17 protein-coding genes are annotated in these 20,318 nt (G+C 40.9%); 1 reads left to right on the top strand and 16 read right to left on the bottom strand.

Annotated elements, in window-relative coordinates; translation table 11 throughout:
* Positions 1–61 precede the first annotated feature (61 nt).
* From ftsH to BABA_RS05725, 13 genes are all read right to left on the bottom strand, one after another.
* The gene (ftsH, locus tag BABA_RS05785) at positions 62–2,023 is read right to left on the bottom strand and encodes an ATP-dependent zinc metalloprotease FtsH (RefSeq protein ID WP_007084204.1); all 1,962 of its coding nucleotides are present in this window, start codon (positions 2,021–2,023) and stop codon (positions 62–64) included.
* Between the two features lie 128 nt (positions 2,024–2,151).
* The gene (gene hpt / locus BABA_RS05780; RefSeq protein ID WP_235749596.1) at positions 2,152–2,697 is read right to left on the bottom strand and encodes a hypoxanthine phosphoribosyltransferase; all 546 of its coding nucleotides are present in this window, start codon (positions 2,695–2,697) and stop codon (positions 2,152–2,154) included.
* A gap of 29 nt (positions 2,698–2,726) precedes the next feature.
* A complete protein-coding gene (gene tilS / locus BABA_RS05775) occupies positions 2,727–4,109 on the bottom strand; it encodes a tRNA lysidine(34) synthetase TilS (protein ID WP_007084202.1) in 1,383 nt (460 codons plus the stop codon).
* A 193-nt stretch (positions 4,110–4,302) separates the two neighbouring features.
* Positions 4,303–5,316, bottom strand: coding sequence for a protein kinase domain-containing protein (locus BABA_RS05770; protein WP_007084201.1), 1,014 nt, complete (start codon positions 5,314–5,316; stop codon positions 4,303–4,305).
* Complete coding sequence (locus BABA_RS05765; RefSeq protein WP_007084200.1) at positions 5,285–6,022, bottom strand: vWA domain-containing protein; 738 nt, start codon at positions 6,020–6,022, stop codon at positions 5,285–5,287. Before BABA_RS05765 ends, BABA_RS05770 begins: the two co-directional genes overlap by 32 nt.
* Positions 6,023–6,160: 138 nt before the next feature.
* Positions 6,161–8,629, bottom strand: coding sequence for a stage II sporulation protein E (gene spoIIE, locus BABA_RS05760; protein WP_007084199.1), 2,469 nt, complete (start codon positions 8,627–8,629; stop codon positions 6,161–6,163).
* 254 nt (positions 8,630–8,883) lie between these two features.
* A complete protein-coding gene (locus BABA_RS05755) occupies positions 8,884–9,321 on the bottom strand; it encodes a S1 domain-containing RNA-binding protein (protein WP_007084198.1) in 438 nt (145 codons plus the stop codon).
* A 96-nt stretch (positions 9,322–9,417) separates the two neighbouring features.
* Complete coding sequence (locus BABA_RS05750) at positions 9,418–9,801, bottom strand: FtsB family cell division protein (RefSeq protein WP_007084197.1); 384 nt, start codon at positions 9,799–9,801, stop codon at positions 9,418–9,420.
* A 13-nt stretch (positions 9,802–9,814) separates the two neighbouring features.
* Positions 9,815–10,447 (bottom strand): spore cortex biosynthesis protein YabQ, encoded by a 633-nt coding sequence (gene yabQ, locus BABA_RS05745; protein ID WP_007084196.1) that lies wholly within the window; start codon positions 10,445–10,447, stop codon positions 9,815–9,817.
* Complete coding sequence (gene yabP / locus BABA_RS05740) at positions 10,444–10,686, bottom strand: sporulation protein YabP (RefSeq protein ID WP_207627661.1); 243 nt, start codon at positions 10,684–10,686, stop codon at positions 10,444–10,446. Before yabP ends, yabQ begins: the two co-directional genes overlap by 4 nt.
* Before the next feature lie 133 nt (positions 10,687–10,819).
* A complete protein-coding gene (locus BABA_RS05735; protein ID WP_007084194.1) occupies positions 10,820–11,086 on the bottom strand; it encodes an RNA-binding S4 domain-containing protein in 267 nt (88 codons plus the stop codon).
* Positions 11,087–11,105: 19 nt separating this feature from the next.
* Entirely contained in the window at positions 11,106–12,581 is a 1,476-nt protein-coding gene (yabN, locus tag BABA_RS05730) for a bifunctional methyltransferase/pyrophosphohydrolase YabN (RefSeq protein WP_007084193.1), read from the bottom strand.
* Between the two features lie 4 nt (positions 12,582–12,585).
* Entirely contained in the window at positions 12,586–14,199 is a 1,614-nt protein-coding gene (locus BABA_RS05725; protein ID WP_007084192.1) for a putative polysaccharide biosynthesis protein, read from the bottom strand.
* Between the two features lie 153 nt (positions 14,200–14,352).
* Here BABA_RS05725 and BABA_RS05720 point away from each other — a divergent pair, with 153 nt between their 5' ends.
* Positions 14,353–15,510, top strand: a complete 1,158-nt coding sequence (locus tag BABA_RS05720) for a pyridoxal-phosphate-dependent aminotransferase family protein (RefSeq protein WP_007084191.1) — start codon at positions 14,353–14,355, stop codon at positions 15,508–15,510.
* 43 nt (positions 15,511–15,553) lie between these two features.
* Here the strand turns inward: BABA_RS05720 and spoVT are convergent, their stop codons facing one another.
* From spoVT to BABA_RS05705, 3 genes are all read right to left on the bottom strand, one after another.
* Entirely contained in the window at positions 15,554–16,090 is a 537-nt protein-coding gene (gene spoVT, locus BABA_RS05715; protein ID WP_007084190.1) for a stage V sporulation protein T, read from the bottom strand.
* Positions 16,091–16,350: 260 nt separating this feature from the next.
* On the bottom strand, positions 16,351–19,887 hold the full coding sequence (mfd, locus tag BABA_RS05710) for a transcription-repair coupling factor (RefSeq protein ID WP_007084189.1): 3,537 nt from the start codon (positions 19,885–19,887) through the stop codon (positions 16,351–16,353).
* A gap of 89 nt (positions 19,888–19,976) precedes the next feature.
* Positions 19,977–20,207 carry an anti-sigma-F factor Fin gene (locus BABA_RS05705; protein WP_007084188.1) on the bottom strand — a complete coding sequence of 77 codons (231 nt, stop codon included), beginning with the start codon at positions 20,205–20,207 and terminating at the stop codon, positions 19,977–19,979.
* Between the last annotated feature and the right edge of the window lie 111 nt (positions 20,208–20,318).

Raw genomic sequence — 20,318 nt, 5'->3', positions numbered from 1 at the left:
CATAACATAAATAGTATTTGTTGAAAAAAAAGAGTGCTTCACAGGAAGCACCCTAGGTAAATTATTTATAATCGATTTCATCCGAAGGTTTATCTAAGAAAGATTCTTCCTTTTTCTCGCCTTCATCCTTTTTGGTGTTGATGTTTACCTTCACATCATCTGGTCTTTTTGGCCCGATTTTCACAGCGTCTAAGTGAACAGATGGATCTGGCATATGACCGTGTTCAACCAAATATTTGATTTGTTCCGCAACGAGTGTTTCAACCTCAAGAAGTGTAGTCGCAATTAGATTTAACTTATCGCGATTTTCTGTAAGAATTTTTCTAGCTCTTTCGTAACATTCCTTAATAATGGTTTGAATTTCCAGGTCAATTTCATACGCAATTGCATCAGAGTAATTTTGCTCATTATGCAGGTCGCGACCCAAGAAAACCTGACCGCCTTGCGGCTGACCGAACTGTAATGGCCCAAGCTTATCACTCATCCCGTATTCTGTTACCATTTTACGCGCAATGCCTGTAGCACGTTGGAAGTCATTATGGGCACCCGTACTTACTTCGCCAAATACGATTTCTTCCGCGACACGGCCGCCTAATAAACCAACAATTTTATCAAGCAATTCCGGTTTTGTCATAAAGTAACGGTCTTCTCTAGGAAGCATCACGGCATAACCACCAGCTTGACCACGAGGAACGATGGTAACTTTGTGAACCATGTCCGCTTCATCAAGGACTAAGCCAATTACTGTATGGCCACCCTCATGGAAAGCAACAATTCTGCGTTCTTTTTCGGAGATCACCCTGCTCTTCTTTGCAGGACCAGCAATAACGCGGTCTGTCGCTTCATCGATATCTTCCATATCGATTTTCTTCTTACTGCTGCGGGCTGCAACTAGTGCTGCCTCATTTAATAAATTCTCTAAATCGGCACCAGAAAAACCTGGTGTACGCATGGCAATATTTTTCAAGTTTACAGTCTCATCTAATGGTTTATTTCGGGCATGAACTTTTAGTACTGCCTCACGTCCAATCACATCTGGACGGTCAACCGTAATTTGGCGATCAAAACGTCCTGGACGTAATAACGCAGGATCGAGAATATCGGCACGGTTTGTAGCAGCAATAATGATAATTCCTTCATTTGCACCGAAACCATCCATTTCAACGAGCAATTGATTCAAGGTTTGTTCGCGCTCATCGTGTCCTCCGCCGAGTCCGGCGCCACGCTGGCGTCCAACCGCATCAATTTCATCGATAAAAATGATACATGGAGCATTTTTCTTAGCATTTTCAAATAAATCACGAACACGGGAGGCACCCACACCGACAAACATTTCAACAAAATCTGAACCACTGATGGAGAAGAACGGTACGCCCGCTTCACCGGCAGTTGCTCGTGCTAACAATGTTTTACCAGTCCCTGGAGGTCCGACTAAGAGGACGCCTTTAGGAATGCGAGCCCCAAGTTCAGCAAACTTGCGCGGGTCTTTTAAAAATTCAACGACCTCAACTAATTCTGCCTTTTCCTCATCAGCCCCAGCTACATCTCTAAAACGAACCTTTTTCTTATCATCGTTATAAAGCTTTGCCTTCGATTTACCAAAGTTCATCACACGGCTGCCGCCGCCTTGAGCTTGGTTTAATAAGAAGAAAAATAAGATAAAGATAATCACGAACGGAATGATTGAAGTAAAGAAGGTTACCCATCCGCTGGTTTCTTTTGCTGGCATTACCTCAACTTTTGTATCGGCTGCCTTATCAATACGGTCAAGAATCTTCTCTGAGTTTGGAATATAGGTGATGAACTTTTTACTTTTTGCTTCAAGCTCACCGCGAACCTCATATACCCCTCGTTCAGGCTGCATCGAAAATGATTTGACCCCACCATTTTCTAATTGGGTCACAAACTTATCATATGAAATATGATCTGTAGGCTCATTGCTTCCATTAAAGAAACTAACCACGCCTATAATGACTAAAAATATCAATAAATAAAAGATGGTATTACGGAAAATCCGATTCATCTCTTACCTCCTCCCGCGGGTAAAAACTATAATAAATAGTATCATAGAAAAACTTACTAATTCAAGAAAATGCTCTCATTAGTAAGGTTTGAAAACCTAAACGAAAACCTTCTCAGGTAGGAATATAATTATAGATTATTGCTATAAACTTCTGGTTTTAACACGCCAATATATGGAAGGTTGCGATATTTTTCAATATAATCCAGACCGTAACCGACAACAAACTCATCCGGAACAATAAATCCTACATAATCCGCTTTGATTGCACTCTTTCTTCCAGTTGGTTTATCAAGTAAAGTGACAATCTTGATTGACTTGGCTTTTCGATAACGGAATAAATCAACTAAGTAACTAAGTGTTAACCCACTATCAATAATGTCTTCAATTATTAATATGTCCCTTCCCTCCACAGAAGTATCTAAATCCTTTAAAATTTTCACTTCTCCAGTAGAAACTAAACCGGTACCGTAGCTGGAAACATCCATAAAGTCCATTTCAAGATAACAGTCCATCCGTTTTAATAAATCAGCCATAAAAGGCATGGCCCCTTTTAAAACCCCGATGGCCAGTGGGAAACGATCTTTATACTCTTCAGTTAACCCAGCCGCTAGCACCTTTATTTTTTCTTGAATTTCCTCTTCTGAAACTAACACCTTTTCAATATCCTGATTCATCATAAATTGTTCCTCCTAGAAGATCATTACTAATGATATGTGAGTTGTATATATTGCTTTGCTGTGTAATCTAAACCTTCTATAGAAGATTTTTTTAAATTTGGAAGCCAAATAATAAAACCTTCTTTATCCGTAACGACAGGCCAACTATCTCGATCCTGTACCGGAATCTTTTGATCAATAAAAATATCCTTTAACTTTTTAGTTCCTTGTGTTCCCTTTAATGTCATTCGATCGCCTTTTTCCCTTGTACGAATGAGAATGGGCCACTTAATACGTTCAGTATTAAAAAGGGCTGTATTCTCCTTTGCAAAAGGTATTTCACTTTCTACAATGTCTATTCTAAAACTTCGACCATTTGGCAGTATAATCATCCCTGGCTCATTTAGTACAAAAGCATATGGTTCAGCTTCCGCTTGCTTAAATTGGAAGGATAACTGTAAATAGGAGCGAATAACCTTCAATCCATTTGGGAAATTCAGTTTTGCTGAAGGTTCATGATGCTGCATTAAGTAAAATACTTGATCGATATGTATGGCAGAAAGAGAAGCTGGTTTTTCTTTGTAAAGATAGTTTAATATTAGTTGAATCCCTCTTCTTTGTAAAGGTAAAGGCATTTCAAGAAACCCTTTAATGTCAATAGTAATATTGTCCTCGTCTTTTTTTGATACAACTGTATCTAGACTTTTGATTGTTAAGTCCTCTAGAAATACTTCATCACTTTGCAATTCTTCACTGAAACGTTGGAATTGTTCATGGACATGGCTGTTTTCCTCTTTTAAAAAAGGAAGAACTTGTTTACGAAAACGATTCCTGCTATAAATGCCTTTCTCGTTACTTGGGTCTACCCTTGGTGTGAGTTGGTGCTCTTTACAATAAAGCTGGAGCTCAGCCTTCGTAACACATAAAAAGGGACGGAAAATAGTACCATGATGAAAAGGACGGGAAAATGGGATTCCTGCTCTTGCCTTACCGCTGCTGCCTCTCGTCAGCCGCATGAGCATAGTCTCCATCTGATCATCCCCATGATGACCTAGAACTAAATAGGGACATTCATATTTCTTCATCATTTTAAAATAAAAGTCATATCTTACTTCTCTTGCCGCAACTTGTGAACTCTTTCCAGTTGCCTTCATGATTTTCGTCACATCAATTCGCACCATTTCAAATGGAACCTGATGCTGTTCACAATAGCTTTTTACAAACATGGCATCTTGGTAGGATTCCTCTCCGCGGAACATATGATCCACATGTGCGACAACAATGGTTAGGTTCTTTTTGTCTTTTTCCTTCAATAAGTAGTGAAGCAATGCTAAAGAATCCGGCCCCCCTGACACACCCACAATCATTTTTTTGTTTTCAAGTTTGAATGAGTGGCGATTAAGAAAGGCTTCAACCTTTTGTTCCAACATATGATGCACTCTTTCTAATGCAAATTTTTTACCTTTTCAGGTATGAATACCCTTAGCTTACCACTTTTAAGAATAAACTATCAAAATATAGGTATTGCAAATTAAGGAGAAATTTTTCCAGTTTATCCCTCATCAACTTCACTAATGAATATATCTTCTTATTTACGAATAACACGTGAATTAGTTTCAATTATTAAGGTAAATTATTAAATGTATACCAAGCATATAAAATTCCTAGTACTACGGCAATAAACAGAAATTCCAGCCATCCACTTTTCTTTCTTTTTCTTCGATAGGCACGCCTAGAAGGAGACTGACCGCCTGACGTATTTTTTCTTTGTGTTTGTGTCGCAGCATTGTTGGCTGTAGCAAATGTTCGTAACGGAGGAGGAGCCGCCTTTTTCTCCACTAGACTGTCAAATAAGTCAGCCCGCATTTGCTTAGCATGGCTATAATGTCCTTGCAGTGCTTTTAGGATTACCTTTTCAAATTTCAATAGTTCCGTTTTTTGCTTTACTGATTCTTGTAGCTGAGATATGCCACCACTTGTTTTACTAAATCGTTTAGGATATGCTGTGTTGATCATAATCATTGCTACGGCAAATAAATCATAGGAGGGTTCTGCCTTTCTTGAACCTAACCCCCAATAGCCCCGGTCATAAAACTCCGTGAATTCCTTGATTGCCCTCCCTTGAATGGTCGTGCCACCCACATCTATACATCTAATCTTAGGGGGCGGTCCGGTTACAATTAGATTTTCCGGCTTTAAATCACCAAATACCCAGCCATTTTCATGAAGCTGCACCAAATCATTAAGCAGCTGCAAAAACAACACACTTGTCCAGGATTTCCCTTTCTCTTGTAAAAAGGAGAGAAAATCCGGACCTTGGATATATTCCATGACATAAAAGGATACCCTGCCTTGATCAGATACCCAATCATCGACATCAAGTAAAGAAGGCCCGAGGGCTCCGGGACCCTGGACCTTTGCAAAGGATTTTAACACATTTACCTCAGATGTAATGGACATACCGTTATCACTCATTTTTAATGCGACTCGAGTGTTTTTGTGTTTTGCAAGATAGACCACCCCATTTGCACCATATCCTAATTCTTTTATAATGGAATAGTTTTGTAAATGCCATTTCCCTGAAATGATGGTTCCCGGACTTACCTTACATTGATTCTTCAAAGTATGATTCATCATCACGTGAAAGCAGACTCCTTAATGATTGTTTTTGATTGAAGGCTGATAGCGCTGTCCGTAATGCCGGGCCTGTCGGTGTAATTCCTCCCGTTGATAGCTGAGAAAATATACTTGTCAAAACTTGTAGCTTCGGAGTCCAGTCCAGCAATCTTTCGACATCATTCTTTTTCCCGGGAAATACATAAACAGAAAATTGATTATCACCCGTTCGAGCGTTCAGACTTAGAGACAGGTCGAGAAGCGCCTCTTTTACCGTTGGAAGCTTATGTTTCATGCTTGCACTTGTATCGACAAGAATCAACACTTCTAATTCGACAGTTTCTCCTAATTCATCAACAACCTCCATGACCTCGCCACGCTTATCAGGCGGCAGATCCTCCATTGTTTGTGAACGTCCTAATATTTGCTGTAATTGGGAGTTCACCACACCTTGAATGGTTTGGTTCATCGCTTTACGGGTGACCATTTGCACGGTTTGTGAAAGGGCCTCTGCATAAACAATCTGGCTGACTCCACCGCCTGACATCGCAATGCCATCGATTTCAGTCATTCCCTTTTCATCAATCACATCTTTTTCAATAACACCAATTACATTCACGGTAATTCCTTGTTCTTTCGCGAGTGCCGCCATGGCAATTGGATCGTCCCCTTGGTTTGAGCAGCCATCGGTAATCAATAATATTTGCCGAATCTTACCTGTATACATAACCTTCTCCCTCCACGAAACGTATTTGTACCATTTTCGACGGGATTATGTTGATTTATACATATTTATGGCGTCTATAGAGTAAAATAATCAATTAGACTACCAAGGGAATTTTCGCGCTGAGTTAAGAATTTAGACTCAGGCCTGTTTTTTGTAAACGGGAATGGACGCCCACTTTGGTGTATTATGTTTTATTCTTGCCACCGTTACGGTCATATCATCATCAATTAATCCGGATCTTGACCTGATCACATCCTCCATAATTAAATCCGCTACTGCCTGTGGATCATCTGTCTCTAATTCCTGTACCTTTCGTTTCATCCATAAATCATAATTTTCTACATGTTTGGGTCCCTCGAACACGCCGTCACTCATCATAATTAATAAATCTCCCGCTTTTAATTGTTCGCTGACGACATCGACTTCAAATTCCTGCAGTATGCCTATCGGCAAATTACTCGCCTGAATTTTAATGACCTTATTTCCCCTTTTGATAAAGCTCGGTGTCGAGCCAATCTTCAAGAATTTTGCAGAGGCATTTTTTAAATCAATCATCGCCAAATCCAATGTTGAAAAAATTTCATCTGTTGTCCGTAGCGACAGAATGGAATTAATGGATTTAATCGCTGTCTTCTCCTCGATTCCTGATTGTAGGATTTTTTGTAATAGAGATAGTGTTTCGTTACTTTCATAATGGGCTCTCTCCCCATTACCCATGCCATCACTAATGGCAATCGCGTACTTGCCGAGCCCTAGCTCAATAGTGGAATAGCTGTCTCCCGATATTAAACCGCCATCCTTAGCAGCGTGGGCTACCCCTGTTTCGACTGTAAACGCTTTCGATGATCTAAAGGTGACATGACAAAATCCACTAGGGATTGTCGCACATTCCTCCTTGTTAACAATGATTGTTTCTCCTAGTATATCCGAGAGCATGGGAGCGATAAGTTTCTCGCACTCACCATGGCCGTTACAAAAAGGGACTGCCATCTCAATATCAATATTCCCTTGTTCAAGGCTGTAGATTTCGACCTGTTCAATGTGGATTCCAAACTCCTGAATCGCCTCCATGATTTGTTCTTCCTGTCTATGATGATTTTCCCTTTCCCGTTGGATTTCCTTCGCGAAATTTTCCATTACCTCGGAAACACCTAATAATTGGTCAGCAACCAGTTTGCGGCTTTCTCGTACTTGTTTTTTTAATTTTAAATTGGCTTGAAAGAAAGTTAACTCCTGACCGATGGTTTCATAAACCTTTTTGGAACGAGAGCAATGCTTTTCCCATTCCCTTGTTAGCCTCGGAGAAACATTTCTGGCGTTTTGATCCATTTCGTGAATAATTTCCTCCATGTAAGCATAGGTTGTATTAAAATTCTTTGCCCAGCATTGTTCCTTTTTAAAGCATGTCTGGCATGTTTTTTCCGTGACATTGCTCATGAAGAAATCCATTTCCCGATCCTTTTCATCGTCTTCCGACAAGACTTCCATTTGTGAAAAGCTTTGTGAAAGGGCATGGAAAACGCCTGAAAACTGTGATACCCGCTGTGCTGTCACATCCCGCATTTTACGCATATACTTTTGCTGTTCTGCCGTGTATTCCGGTGTCCCAGGGATATATTTTGCCAATCTTGAAGTAAATGCCTGTGGTGTTAAGAGGAATAAAAGAACTGCGGCACTGGATTCCAAAACAGTCTTTAGTATGGAGCCGCCACCCTCACCATACATACCGATGAGCAGGGTGGCAATAAATAGGCCGATGGAGACACCTATTTTTTTCCCTTCTTTCAACAAGCCTCCGAGTACACCTGAAAAGGCCAAAAGGCTCATATGATAGAAGCTTGATACACTTGCAAGGCTAAAAATTAAGCCAGTCACAACGCCGACGGTGGAGCCAACTGTTGCCCCAGCAATAAATGAAAAAACCAAAACTAAATATCTCGACATGATATGTTCAATCGACATATCATAAACCTTCCAGCCAATTGTTCCAGACAAAATCGAAGCAAGCATAATGATGAGGCAAACGATTTCTTCCGTTTTTAACAATTGTCTGCGTTTATTCAAGGTTAGTAATGGAATACTTTGTAAAAAAATAAGTGTTAGGATAAACGCGAGACTTGCCTGGACACCCACCATCATGACATCGTATAGTGTTAATTGCTTGGTTAGGATGAAGGCCTCGGCGAATTTCCCCACCCCAAGAATAATACCGACAAAAAAGGGCAGTGATCGCATTTCATTTGTCAACCATTTTTGACCGATACGAAAAACAACCAAAAAGGCAATGGTGATGATGAAGGTCGAGGCGGCATTGAATAATGAAACCGTTGCTGCCCCCACAATCAGTCCGATCAGTGCAAGCGGTGCCCGATCCCTTTTAATTAAATAAACAGAAGCAAAAAAAGGAAGGCAAAACGGGGTCAGCTTCGCCAAAATTAAGGCTCGTCCAAGCAAAAATCCGACTAGTATTAAGAGATAACCCTTTTTGATAAAAAAGGACTCAAGCGCAAATTGAACTTTCCTTAGGATCCTTCCAAGATCCCATTTAGATGAATGAAGGCTGACTTCTCCGACCGGTTCTATAAAACTCACGTTTGTCTTTTCCACTAAATCACTCTCCCTATTCTTTCATCGTTGCCCACTATTATAAAATTAATAGAATTAAAACTTTGTCAAAATTATGAACATTGATAAAATAATCGTTCGACGCAATTCAACTAAAATTACCCAAATAATATAAGCTTGTCGTATCAAGGAAAATGATTTTTACCGTAACAAAAAAGACAGGCCGCTTTTAGGACCTGTCTTTTACTATATCGATATTAGGTGAACCCTGCTTTATTCAATTAAATAGCAGCAAGCTAACCCCGTTTAGCCCCTCTTCCTCCGCGCTTGGATTCCGTGTGCCGCTTTAAGGAAGATAAACGATCCTCACTGTCTTTTAGGAACTTTGACATTTTTGACTCGAAGGTTTCCCCTTTGTTGTTGTTACGATCGTTTGGCCGGCCCTGACGAGGACGTTGCGAATGAGAGTTTGAATGTTGTCTTCTTTCCGGCTCTGGTCTGTCTTTTGCCTTTTTAATCGATAGACCAATTTTTCCGTCCTTCTCAACATTGATGACTTTTACCTCAACCTGATCGCCAACCTTTAGGTGATCATTGATATCCTTCACATAGTTATCAGCAACCTCACTAATATGAACGAGTCCTGTTGAGCCATTTGGCAGCTCGACAAACGCACCGAAATTTGTTATCCCTGTTACCTTTCCTTGTAACTTGCTGCCTACTTCAATTGACATAAAAAGAACGTTCCTCCTTAAAAGTATAAAAACTGGAATCTTACTATATATTATACAAAAAGGGAAAATTCAGTGTCAATAACTCGCGACAATGGCTCATTTTTCCTCTTTTTCATCAGGAATACTAAAGATTACTTCATTCTTCTCCGAGAAAAAGTACTCTTTCCTTGCCAGCTTCCCAATGTAATCATCATCATTTAACTTTATAATATCCTCTTTCAATATGTCTTGCTGCCTTTTTAATTCAGAAAGCTCGTGATTAGACTTCTTCTTTTGGGCAACCTTTTCCTTGAGCATTGCGGTCTGGGAAATATAGCTGGATATCATCAGATACGATAAAAGCCCCGCAAAAACAAAGAATAACGATAATCGCCTTAGTAATAGTTTTCTCTTTCTAGCTGAGGCAATTTCTGCGTATTCTTGCTGCTCGACATAGGTTGTCTGGATCTTTGACACATTTTTTTTTCGTTCTGCGCCCATTTCCCTTCCCTCCTCACTCTTTTCTTTTTTTCCATTTATCTATCCACTTACTAGTATAATTCCTTATTTTCTCAAAATTTCCTGCCGTTCTATTATATAACTTCTCGACGGAATTTTTAATACCTTTCGGCAAAATTTTCCAAAATAATATCACCATTGTTTTTAATGGAACGTAAACAATCTTTAGTATCAATAATATAATCTTAAAAACAAATTTGACAAGGGTTAATAGTCCCCTGCCAAGTACAAGAATAATCGTGATCACAAGCTGAATAAGACCCACGACGGGTTTATAAATCAGGAGCTGGAAGGTCTTTTTCAAAAATGTAACGATAGAGATGACGGTTTGAATCACTGCTTCTAATAAACGCAGATAAATCCCTTTAAACAAGCTCTGATAGGCGGCAAACCCGCAAACAAGGGCAATGAAGATGTAAAATCTCAGCTCCCCATTATTCACTAAGAATAATGTATAAAAAATGATCAAAGCCTGAATGATCCAAAATAAGACATCATTAATAAAGACAATCCAAGCTCGTTGTTTCGGGCGTTTTAAAAACCGCTGGTACGTATCAAACATGGCGCCAAATAACGACCCCATGCCGATCATCGAAAGCATTGTTAAAAATTGCGTCGAAAGGGTCATCGGAATAACTTGCTAAAGAATCCTTTAGCTTTCTCCCCATGCTGCTCATCTAAGTAGACTAAGTCGAATATCTTTCCTTTAATGGAGACAATCCCCTTTTCAACATCAAGGTTCTTCATTGTCAAGTTTTGTCCCTTTATCGCCAAAAAGCCCATTGACGTTTCCAATAAGAATTCTTCATTATCGAAGCTTTCTACCTGTTTCACACCGGTAATATCGAGAAGCTTTCTTCCTCTCATAATGACATCATGATCCGGCACACTACTCTTCGTCGGCTGGTTATCATAATATTGGTTCACTCTACATCCCCCACAATCATTTGTACAACCCTTTGTTAAAAGGTATGTGAAGGACGGTAAAAGTAGAACAGTTTTAGTCGTTTGAGCCAAGTCTCTCTTCTTTTAAAATGGTATACATCTCCGCTGCTTCATCCTTGCGTGATGTTTCCTGAATCCGGTCAATTCTAGCCGTCACCTTGCGATTTCCAAGACGAATGGTTAATTCATCGCCGACTTTAACAGTTGTGCTGGCTTTTGCCTCTTTCCCGTTAATTTCGATTCTGCCTTGGTCGGATACTTCTTTCGCCAAAGTTCTTCTTTTAATTAATCTTGATACTTTTAAAAACTTATCTAGACGCATAATTGCCAATCCTCCTATTTTATAATCCTTTACGCTTTGCCTCGTCCCAATAGTGGTCAAGCTCCTCAAGCGTATGCTCTTCAAACGATCTGCCGCTTCTTTCTACGCCTTCCTCCACGTATTGAAACCTGCGGATAAACTTTTCGTTTGTTTCAAATAAAGCTTCCTCCGGATGGATTTTTAAAAATCTGGCGACATTGACAAAAGCAAATAGCAAATCGCCAAATTCCTTTTTAGCAAGTACTAGACCTGCCTCCGTACCGTCTAATTCCGCCACAAATTCATCGAGCTCTTCTTTCACTTTCGCCAAAGCAGGGGTAATTTCCTGCCAATCAAAGCCAACCTTTGCCGCTAACTTTTGCAGCTCATACGCCCGCAGTAAATTGGGCTGTGCTTTTGAGACGCCCTCAAGCAAGGAAGAAGGTGCTTCCGCTCTGCCCTTTTCCTGCTGCTTAATTTCCTGCCAGTTTTGAACGACTTCTTCCGCATTGGCTGCTTTTCCAGTGCCGAAGACATGTGGATGCCGGCGTATCATCTTCTCAGACAGTACTTCAATTATGTCATCAATAGAAAAATAGCCATCATCCTCGCCAATTTGTGCATGGAGCATCACCTGCAGCAGCACATCGCCTAACTCTTCTATAAGATGATCAATATCGTCATGATTAATTGCCTCAATCACCTCATAGGTTTCTTCTATTAAATATTTCTTTAATGATTCATGTGTTTGTTCCCTATCCCAGGGACAGCCATTCGGCCCTCTTAAGACGGCAATGATTTCCCTAAGTTTAGAGAAGTTCTTCAATAAGATTTGTTCTTCCTTCACCGGCGGGATATAAACGGAAGTTAGATTGTTAATCGAGACATTTCGATCCAACTCATACAATGGCACCTTTTCGATTACTTCTTGACTGCTTCCAGCAGCCGTAACAATATATACTTCATAATCATCAGGTAATTTCTCCATTAAGGTTAATTTTACATTGGAAGCCACAAATTGATCATACACCTGGCTAATAAAAATATGCTGCTCGATTTGCAGTTGGCTTGACAGGAGTGCCGTCCCATCCAGCAGTTGGAAACCCTCAATTGGATCTATTCTTAACGCAGCAAATATAGGGTCAATAAAGCTTTGCCCGCCGCCGATGATAATTTCAACCGCTTCTTTTGGTGCATACTCCAACAGTAGCTGAACCGTACGCTCGGCCACAAGCGGATGCCCCGGAACGGCATAAACAATTGGCCCACTTTCTGCCTTTTGCAACAGTGTCCGTGCAATTTCCTCATAAACCAAATCAAACTGTTCATGTTTTTCGTAAACAGCATCAAAGGATGTATACGTCAGCCCTTCCTTTTCTAAATCTGCCACTACCGGATGCTCTTTTGTTCTTAAAAATAAGCCTACGCCGGCACGAAGCAATTTTTTATAAACACCAACTGGCAGCTGCTCTAAGTCTCCTGCCCCTAAGCCAAGTATTTCAATTCTTTTGTCCATTTGATTAACTCCTATCCTTTCGTGCTAATAGATGTATTAATTTACTTCCAAGCGGGAAAAAGGCCAATTCTTCCTCACGAAACACGTTTCCGCGAATAATCACCAATAAAAAGAGCAGACCGCCAAATACCACAGCACTTAAAGCTTGCACAGCCGCCCCCAAACGATTCAATACGAGCAAGTCCACACAATAGTCTGTCACATATAAATAGCCTTTTAAAAACAAAACAAGCAAAACGGCTGCCATCAGAACAATTCCGACAAAACGCCATCTATAAAGCGGTTGCGCCGTCATTTTTCTAAATTTAAGGAACAACAGGCCCAGGATCAATCCTAATGAAAGCAGGGAGGAAATTGCGGCACCCATGGTTCCATACATCGGAATGAACACGGTATTTAATCCATATTTCAGAGGAAAAGAGACTACCACCGCAAAAGCTGGGAATATCAGGCTGCTCATTCCCTGCATGATGGCAATCACCGTAGAGATGATCGACGTAAAAAGAATAACAAAGCCTAGCACGCCTAGAACCGATGACCCTAATTCGTTTTCAAATAACATGGTATTCGTTTGTTCGATAATGGCCCATAAACCAGCGGAGGCACCCAACCCGATGACCATACTAACTTTAAGTGCCAATTGAATCTTATCATGCAGTTCATCCGATCTTTCCGCCAAGCGCGCCCGGCTAATGAGCGGCACAAGTGTTAACGCCATGGAGGTGGCAGCAACCGTTCCCAACTGAATCAATGGCTGGCCGCGATCAAAAATCCCCTTCACACTTTTCGCCATTTCCACCCCCATGCCATTGGCAACAAGTAAAGGATAGAGCGTTAATGAATCTGCTAATTGAATAAAAATCATCAGCATCCCGCTTAAACAAATCATCAGTCCTTGGAAAATCAAAGCCTTTACAATCTCCTTGACTTCCGTTCGGTAATGTTGAAACATTCCCTGCTGTGGCTTGATTCCTTTCCATTCTTTACGAATCGATAAAAACATAAACAATATGATTGCCGCAAAAATACTGCCAGTAATCGAACCAAACATGGCGCCGCCGCCGACTAAATAGAGAGAATAGCCTTTTTGCATAAAAAGATACGATAGGAACAGAATGGTTAGCACGCGAATCATTTGTTCCCCAACCTGTGATAGGGCCGTAGGAACCATATTCCCAATCCCTTGATAATACCCTCTTAAAGTAGAAACAAACGGGAAGGTTAGAAACACAATGGAAACAACCCTTAAAAGAATAGCGAGATCGGGGTCATTCATCCAGTTTGCTATTCCTTTAGCTCCAAAAAAGAGAATGGAAAAACAAATAATGCCAAACACCTGTAAAAAAACAAAGGATACCAGTAGAAGAAGGCGGGATTTGGCTCTATCGCCTTTTTCCTTTTGTTCTGCATATAGTTTGGAGATGACAACAGGAAATCCGGTTGTCGCCAAAACAATGGCCATCCCATAAAACGGGTACACTTGTTGATAAATGTAAAAGCCAATATCACCGACAATATTTTGAAAAGGTATCCTGTAAAAGGCACTTAAAATTTTCGTCAAAATAGCCGCAATCGTTAAAATAAATGCCCCTTTAAACAGGGACTTTGATTGATTCATGGAATTCAATTATTTCACCTACTAATTAAACTAAGAAGGTAATTATAGCACATTGTGGTAATTGCTCGGAAAACTTTTCCTTTTACCCTTGAAATTGGGCTATAATTTAAGTAGTTTAACGAAAATAATAAAAATTTTATTGGAGGGAAATGTATGTATCCAAATATTTTAAGGCACCCCGGACCTACTCCTATCCCTAAGAAAGTGCTGCAAGCAATGAATCAGGATATGATCAGTCATCGCAGTGAGGAATTCGTCCGTTTATATCGGGAAACAACAAATCGTGTAAAACCTATTTTCGGTACAATACAAGATATTTTGCTGCTGCCATCAGGGGGTACGGCTGCATTGGAAGCCGCCGCTGTTAATACAGTTTCGCCAGGTGAAGAAGTCGTGGTCATCACCGTTGGCGCCTTTGGCGATTATTTTGTCTCTATTTGTGAGAAATATGGTTTTCATGTACATAAGCTTGAAAAGGCTTGGGGCGAGGCATGCAGAGAGGAGGATCTTACCGAGTTTCTAAAACCTTTATCAAACATAAAGGCGGTCTTTGCAACCTATAACGAAACGTCAACAGGGGTTTTAAACCCTATCGATAAATTAGCACATGTCGTACATACATGTTCAGATGCGCTATTTATTGTTGATGGAGTCAGCTGTATTGGCGGTGCACCTGCGGAAATGGATCAATGGGGAATTGATATTTTAGTAACAGGGTCACAAAAAGCAATGATGCTTCCTCCTGGACTTGCCCTTTTAAGCATTAGTGACAAGGCATGGAAAGTGATTGAAGAAAATAAAACACCTTCGTATTACTTGAATTTACTAAGCTATCGTGAGTGGGCATCAAAAGGAATGACACCTAACACTCCCGCTGTTTCACTCATTTACGGGCTTTCCGCTGTATGTGATTTAATTGATGCGGAAGGCGGCTTTTCGCAAACAGTGGCAAGACATGACCTCATGAAAAATATGGTTCGTGCAGCAATGAAGGCTCTCTCTATCGGGTTGTTGACGAGCGATGAGGTGGCCTCACCGACGATTACGGCTATACGTACTCCTGAAGGAATAGATCTTTCTTCATTTATTGGCCATTTAAAGCAGAAATACCACCTTGATTTTGCCGGCGGTCTTGGTCATCTGCAAGGAAAGGTTTTCCGTTTTGGCCATATGGGCTACTGTTTCCCAAGTGACATCCTTGAAGCTGTATCACTAATGGAAGCAGGCCTGCAGGACTTCTCCTATTCTTTTGATCCAGGTGCAGGAGTGAAAGCTGCCCAGAACGTATTCCTAGCTGCCCACCGGAAATAGCATGTAAAAAAGACAGCCTCCGCTGTCTTTTTTCATGTTTAAATTATGATTCCATTTGTCTTGCCAAGAACCCGGCAGCTGTTTCAACCGCCTTTTGTTCCACTTCTCCAAGTGTACCTTCTCTGGAAAAAATAATAACAGCACCGATAGGGTCACCATTCGCGATAATTGGCCCAATGGTATAGGAAGACACGGTTTCATCATTGCCATCAGCCAGTGCAATATCGCCTTGCTGCGTATGGAGTACCGAGTTCCGTTCTTCCATCGTTTTTTCCACTAAATCACTGATATTCTTATTTAAGTAATCTTTTTTAGAACCGCCAGCGAGAGCAATATAAGTATCTCTATCACAGATTAAAACAGGGTTACCGAGGCTATCAAATAGGGCTTCTGCATATTCTTTGGCAAAATCGCTTAATTCGCTGATTGGTGAATACTTCTTTAAAATGACTTCCCCATCACGATCTACAAAAATCTCTAACGGGTCCCCTTCGCGAATACGCAGAGTTCTGCGTATTTCTTTGGGAATAACGACACGACCCAAATCATCGATTCGACGAACTATTCCAGTTGCTTTCATCCAATGTTGCCTCACTTTCATCTGATGATTTTTCAACTTGGTGATTGGCAAAGCTTTTGAATTATGTAACTGTCTAGCTTCAGCGCCTAGGGGTTCGGGTCATAAGCCAATCCGTCAAGAAGGCTAAAATCAGCCTTCTCGCCGGCTCGTCTTATGCCTGTCGCCCCCGATCAAGGCGCTTCAGCTTTTCCAGTCATCACCAACTTTGAACTTAGTATCTTTCAACTGGAAAGTTCTATTCACAATTGCATTATTTTTTATTACTTAACAGGGTTTTCCTGCCCCCGTTTGGCTAAAGGAATTCCCTTAACCATCTCGTTGACAATGTGCAGCCATTGTATGGTGTCATAGTCTTTTATCCTGATGACAATTTTTAATTTAGAACCTTCCATCCCCGGATTTACATTGCGGTCAAACTTGCCGCCAATATGGAATATTTTCGCTCCATCAATCGTGTTGGTAACCTGCTCATTTACTAAAACAGTTACCTCCTGCTTAGCCTGTTTAATCTGTTCTACACCATTAATGAGGGAATGGACTTTTATTTCGGCAATTTGGAACAGGTAGTCTACCTCAGCAGGATATTCTCCAAAGCGGTCATGCATCTCTTCCTGGAGTTCTTCCATGTCCTCAAGGGATTCAATCGCCCTAAACCGTTTATACATCTCAATCTTTTGATGGCCATCCTTAATATACGTATCCGGGATATACGCATCAATTTCCAAGTCAATTTCAACTGATTTCTTTACCTCTGCACCAAGTTCGCCCCTTCTCGCCTCTATTGCCTCTTTGAGCATTTGAGAATATAGGTCAAATCCGACAGAGTCAATGAAACCATGCTGCTGGGCACCCAATAAATTTCCGGCCCCGCGAATCGATAAATCACGCATCGCAATTTTAAAACCTGAGCCTAACTCCGTAAACTCTTTAATGGCTTGAAGGCGTTTTTCCGCCACCTCTGTTAGTACTTTATCCTTACGATAGGTAAAATACGCATAGGCGACACGGTTGGACCTTCCGACACGGCCGCGGAGCTGATAAAGCTGAGAAAGCCCCATGCGATCGGCATCAAAGACAATCAAGGTATTTACATTCGGGATATCAACACCGGTTTCAATAATAGTCGTGCTGACAAGAACATCAAACTCCCCTGCTAGGAAACTAATCATGACGGATTCTAATTCATTTTCCGTCATCTGCCCATGGGCACAGGTAACCCGTGCATCAGGGACTAGCATCGATATTTCCTCAGCTTTTCGTTCAATATCTTCAACCCTGTTATATAAAAAGTAAACTTGTCCGTCACGGGCAAGCTCCCGTTCAATTGCTTCCCTTACTAACGAGCCATTATACTCCATGACATAGGTTTGCACCGGAAACCGATTCTCCGGCGGTGTTTCAATAACCGATAAATCCCGAACACCAAGCATGGACATATGGAGTGTCCTCGGGATTGGTGTTGCCGTCAAGGTTAATACATCAACATTCGTTTTTAACTTCTTAATCTTTTCTTTATGGGTAACCCCAAATCGTTGCTCTTCATCAATAATTAACAGCCCTAAATCACGATAGACGATATCCTTTGAAAGCAGGCGGTGGGTACCGACCACAATGTCGACTGTCCCCGCTTTTAAACCCTTCATTGTTTCCGTCTGCTGCTTTTTCGAGCGGAAACGGCTTAACAACCCAATATTAATCGGATAGTCCTGAAAGCGTTCCCTTAATGTTTCAAAATGCTGCTGTGCTAAAATCGTCGTTGGCACAAGAAAGGCTACTTGCTTCCCATCAGCAATCGCCTTAAAGGCGGCACGAATCGCAACCTCTGTTTTGCCATAACCGACATCACCACACAAGAGACGATCCATTGGGCGCAATCTTTCCATATCCTTTTTAATTTCCACGATGGAGCGGAGCTGGTCTTCTGTTTCTTGGTAGGCAAAGGATGTTTCAAATTCCCGCTGCATATCACCATCCGGTGAAAACCCATAGCCTACTGCCGCTTCACGCTCTGCATATAATTTAATTAAATCATCTGCAATATCCTGGACGGAGGATTCAACCTTTTTCTTGACCTTCTTCCAATCAGTGCCGCCCAGCTTATATACCTTAGGCTCTTTCCCTTCTGAACCAACATATTTCTGGACAAGATCGATCTGTTCCACTGGTACATACAGCTTATCTGTTCCCTGGTAACGGATGTGCAGGTAATCCTTATGAACCCCGTTAATGACAAGCGTTTCAATCCCTAAATATTTCCCAATCCCGTGATTGACGTGTACAACATAATCGCCAATTTTAAGTTCGGAGTAACTCTTAATCCGTTCGGCATTGGATAGTTTTTGCCGGCTTTTAGATTTCTTCACCCGTTTATTAAATAATTCTTCTTCGGTGATGATGGCAATTTTCTGAATAGAAAGCTCAAAACCTGCTTGCAGGTTTCCTTTCATAATCTGAACTCTGCCAGGTAAAAGCTGCTGGTCTGCCTTTACGATGACGGCATCAATTTCATAGTCCTCAAGCACACGCTCTAACTTTTTAACCCGTTCTTCATCCTGCCCTAAAAAGACAACCGAATAATTTCCCTTTTTCCACCTGTCAATTTCTGCTTTTAATAGATGCATTTGCCCGTGGAAGTTTTGCATCTGCTTGCAGGAAATATTAATGATATTTTGCGGGTTTGTATTGGCTACATGCCGTAAAAATAAGGACATATAAAGGATAGGGAATTCCTTTTTCTGTAACAACAACTGTAAGTCATGGGAAATATGTAAATCATGGATCATCTGTCCCTCACCAAGTAACCCTGTATACCACTCTGCTTCCTCTTTCACAAGGGAATCATTCATCTCTTGGACTCTGCTGATTTCATCAATAAACACAAGACCGTTACGTGGAAGATAGTCTAGTAAACTAGCAGGGCGGTCGTAGGCAAGTGATAAGTATTTATAGACCTGGTCGGGCTTTTGGCCATTTTTTAATTGTTCAAGGTCGTGACTGATATTCTGACTTAGTTGCATTTTTGCTTTATCATCTTTTAATTTCTTTAAACTATGCGCTAATCCTTGTTCAAGCTTAATAGTGATCCGGTTAAAATCCTCCTCTTCCAGCAGGATTTCCGTAGCCGGCCCAATCAAAACTTCTTTAATCTTTCCTTTAGAGCGCTGATCTTCAAGAGAGAAATAACGGATTGAGTCGATTTCCGTGTCAAATAACTCTAATCTTAGCGGATCTGCTTCCGTAAGCGGATAAATATCGATGATCCCGCCTCTTACACTGAATTCTCCTGGTGTTGTGACCATTTCAACCCGGACATAACCCATTTTGACAAAGGTATTAAACAATTTATCAATTTGGATGTCTTCGCCTACTGCTAGCTTCAGCTGATAGTGGTTCCATAGGGACTTCGGAGGAATGATTTTCTTTAGGCCGGCAATCGGGACAATTAAGATTCCTTGATTTGACCTGCTCCAATGATTTAATGCCTCTATTCTTTGCGCTTTTAATTCCGGACTTGCAATGCTTAGCTCTGCAGCAATTACCTCATTGGCTGGAAAAAGAAATACTTCCCTTTCACTTAATAGATTGACAATATCATCATAGAGTTTTTGTGCTTGTAATAGATTATGGGTAACAAGTATGATTGGCCGCTTCATCTGTTCGTAAATACAAGCGGTTAGTACCGTTCTTGACGAGCCCGAAAGACCTGCCGCAAGCTGTTCCTTTAATCCTCCCTCAATGCCAGCAATCATCGAGTGAACATCTTCCTGCTGAAGAAACAATGTCTTTAAACTGTTCAAGGCTTCTCCTCCCTTCTAATTTCATATTAATAGCATTTATATATAGAAATAATAAATAGAAAAACGCTTTGGAGGGCTTCCAAAGCTGGTTAGTGAATAAGGAAATCGTATTGGTGGTAATCTGGATTCCGCTCCAAAGCTTCTTGGCAGTCCTCGCATATGGCTGTTATATGAATATCACCGGAGGCGTCATAAGCAACCATTTCCTGTCTTTCTTGATCCGTTAATCTATGGAGACCAAGGGTTTCTGAGTGTACCGATGCTTTATCAATAGAACCAAGTTTTGTACCACAATGACGACAATGGTAATGAATGGTCACACGGGTTCCTCCCTAATCTACGATTCCTTCATAGTATTAACCTGATAGGAGGAACTTATTCATTTAGATTAATCGCTTACAAGGGCCTACATTCTACCTTTCACAGTTTTG

It is taken from the genome of Neobacillus bataviensis LMG 21833 (genome assembly GCF_000307875.1).
Lineage (GTDB): Bacteria > Bacillota > Bacilli > Bacillales > Cytobacillaceae > Neobacillus > Neobacillus bataviensis.
The sequence above is the reverse complement of the archived record's forward strand: the minus strand, read 5'-3'. Positions and strand labels throughout refer to the sequence as shown.

Excerpts from the sequence above, each read along its gene's own strand:
- ftsH (WP_007084204.1), bottom strand. The coding sequence starts at position 2,023 with ATGAATCGGATTTTCCGTAATACCATCTTTTATTTATTGATATTTTTA.
- hpt (WP_235749596.1), bottom strand. The coding sequence starts at position 2,697 with ATGAATCAGGATATTGAAAAGGTGTTAGTTTCAGAAGAGGAAATTCAA.
- tilS (WP_007084202.1), bottom strand. The coding sequence starts at position 4,109 with ATGTTGGAACAAAAGGTTGAAGCCTTTCTTAATCGCCACTCATTCAAA.
- BABA_RS05770 (WP_007084201.1), bottom strand. The coding sequence starts at position 5,316 with ATGATGAATCATACTTTGAAGAATCAATGTAAGGTAAGTCCGGGAACC.
- BABA_RS05765 (WP_007084200.1), bottom strand. The coding sequence starts at position 6,022 with ATGTATACAGGTAAGATTCGGCAAATATTATTGATTACCGATGGCTGC.
- BABA_RS05755 (WP_007084198.1), bottom strand. The coding sequence starts at position 9,321 with ATGTCAATTGAAGTAGGCAGCAAGTTACAAGGAAAGGTAACAGGGATA.
- BABA_RS05750 (WP_007084197.1), bottom strand. The coding sequence starts at position 9,801 with ATGGGCGCAGAACGAAAAAAAAATGTGTCAAAGATCCAGACAACCTAT.
- yabQ (WP_007084196.1), bottom strand. The coding sequence starts at position 10,447 with ATGACCCTTTCGACGCAATTTTTAACAATGCTTTCGATGATCGGCATG.
- yabP (WP_207627661.1), bottom strand. The coding sequence starts at position 10,686 with ATGAGAGGAAGAAAGCTTCTCGATATTACCGGTGTGAAACAGGTAGAA.
- BABA_RS05735 (WP_007084194.1), bottom strand. The coding sequence starts at position 11,086 with ATGCGTCTAGATAAGTTTTTAAAAGTATCAAGATTAATTAAAAGAAGA.
- yabN (WP_007084193.1), bottom strand. The coding sequence starts at position 12,581 with ATGGACAAAAGAATTGAAATACTTGGCTTAGGGGCAGGAGACTTAGAG.
- BABA_RS05725 (WP_007084192.1), bottom strand. The coding sequence starts at position 14,199 with ATGAATCAATCAAAGTCCCTGTTTAAAGGGGCATTTATTTTAACGATT.
- BABA_RS05720 (WP_007084191.1), top strand. The coding sequence starts at position 14,353 with ATGTATCCAAATATTTTAAGGCACCCCGGACCTACTCCTATCCCTAAG.
- spoVT (WP_007084190.1), bottom strand. The coding sequence starts at position 16,090 with ATGAAAGCAACTGGAATAGTTCGTCGAATCGATGATTTGGGTCGTGTC.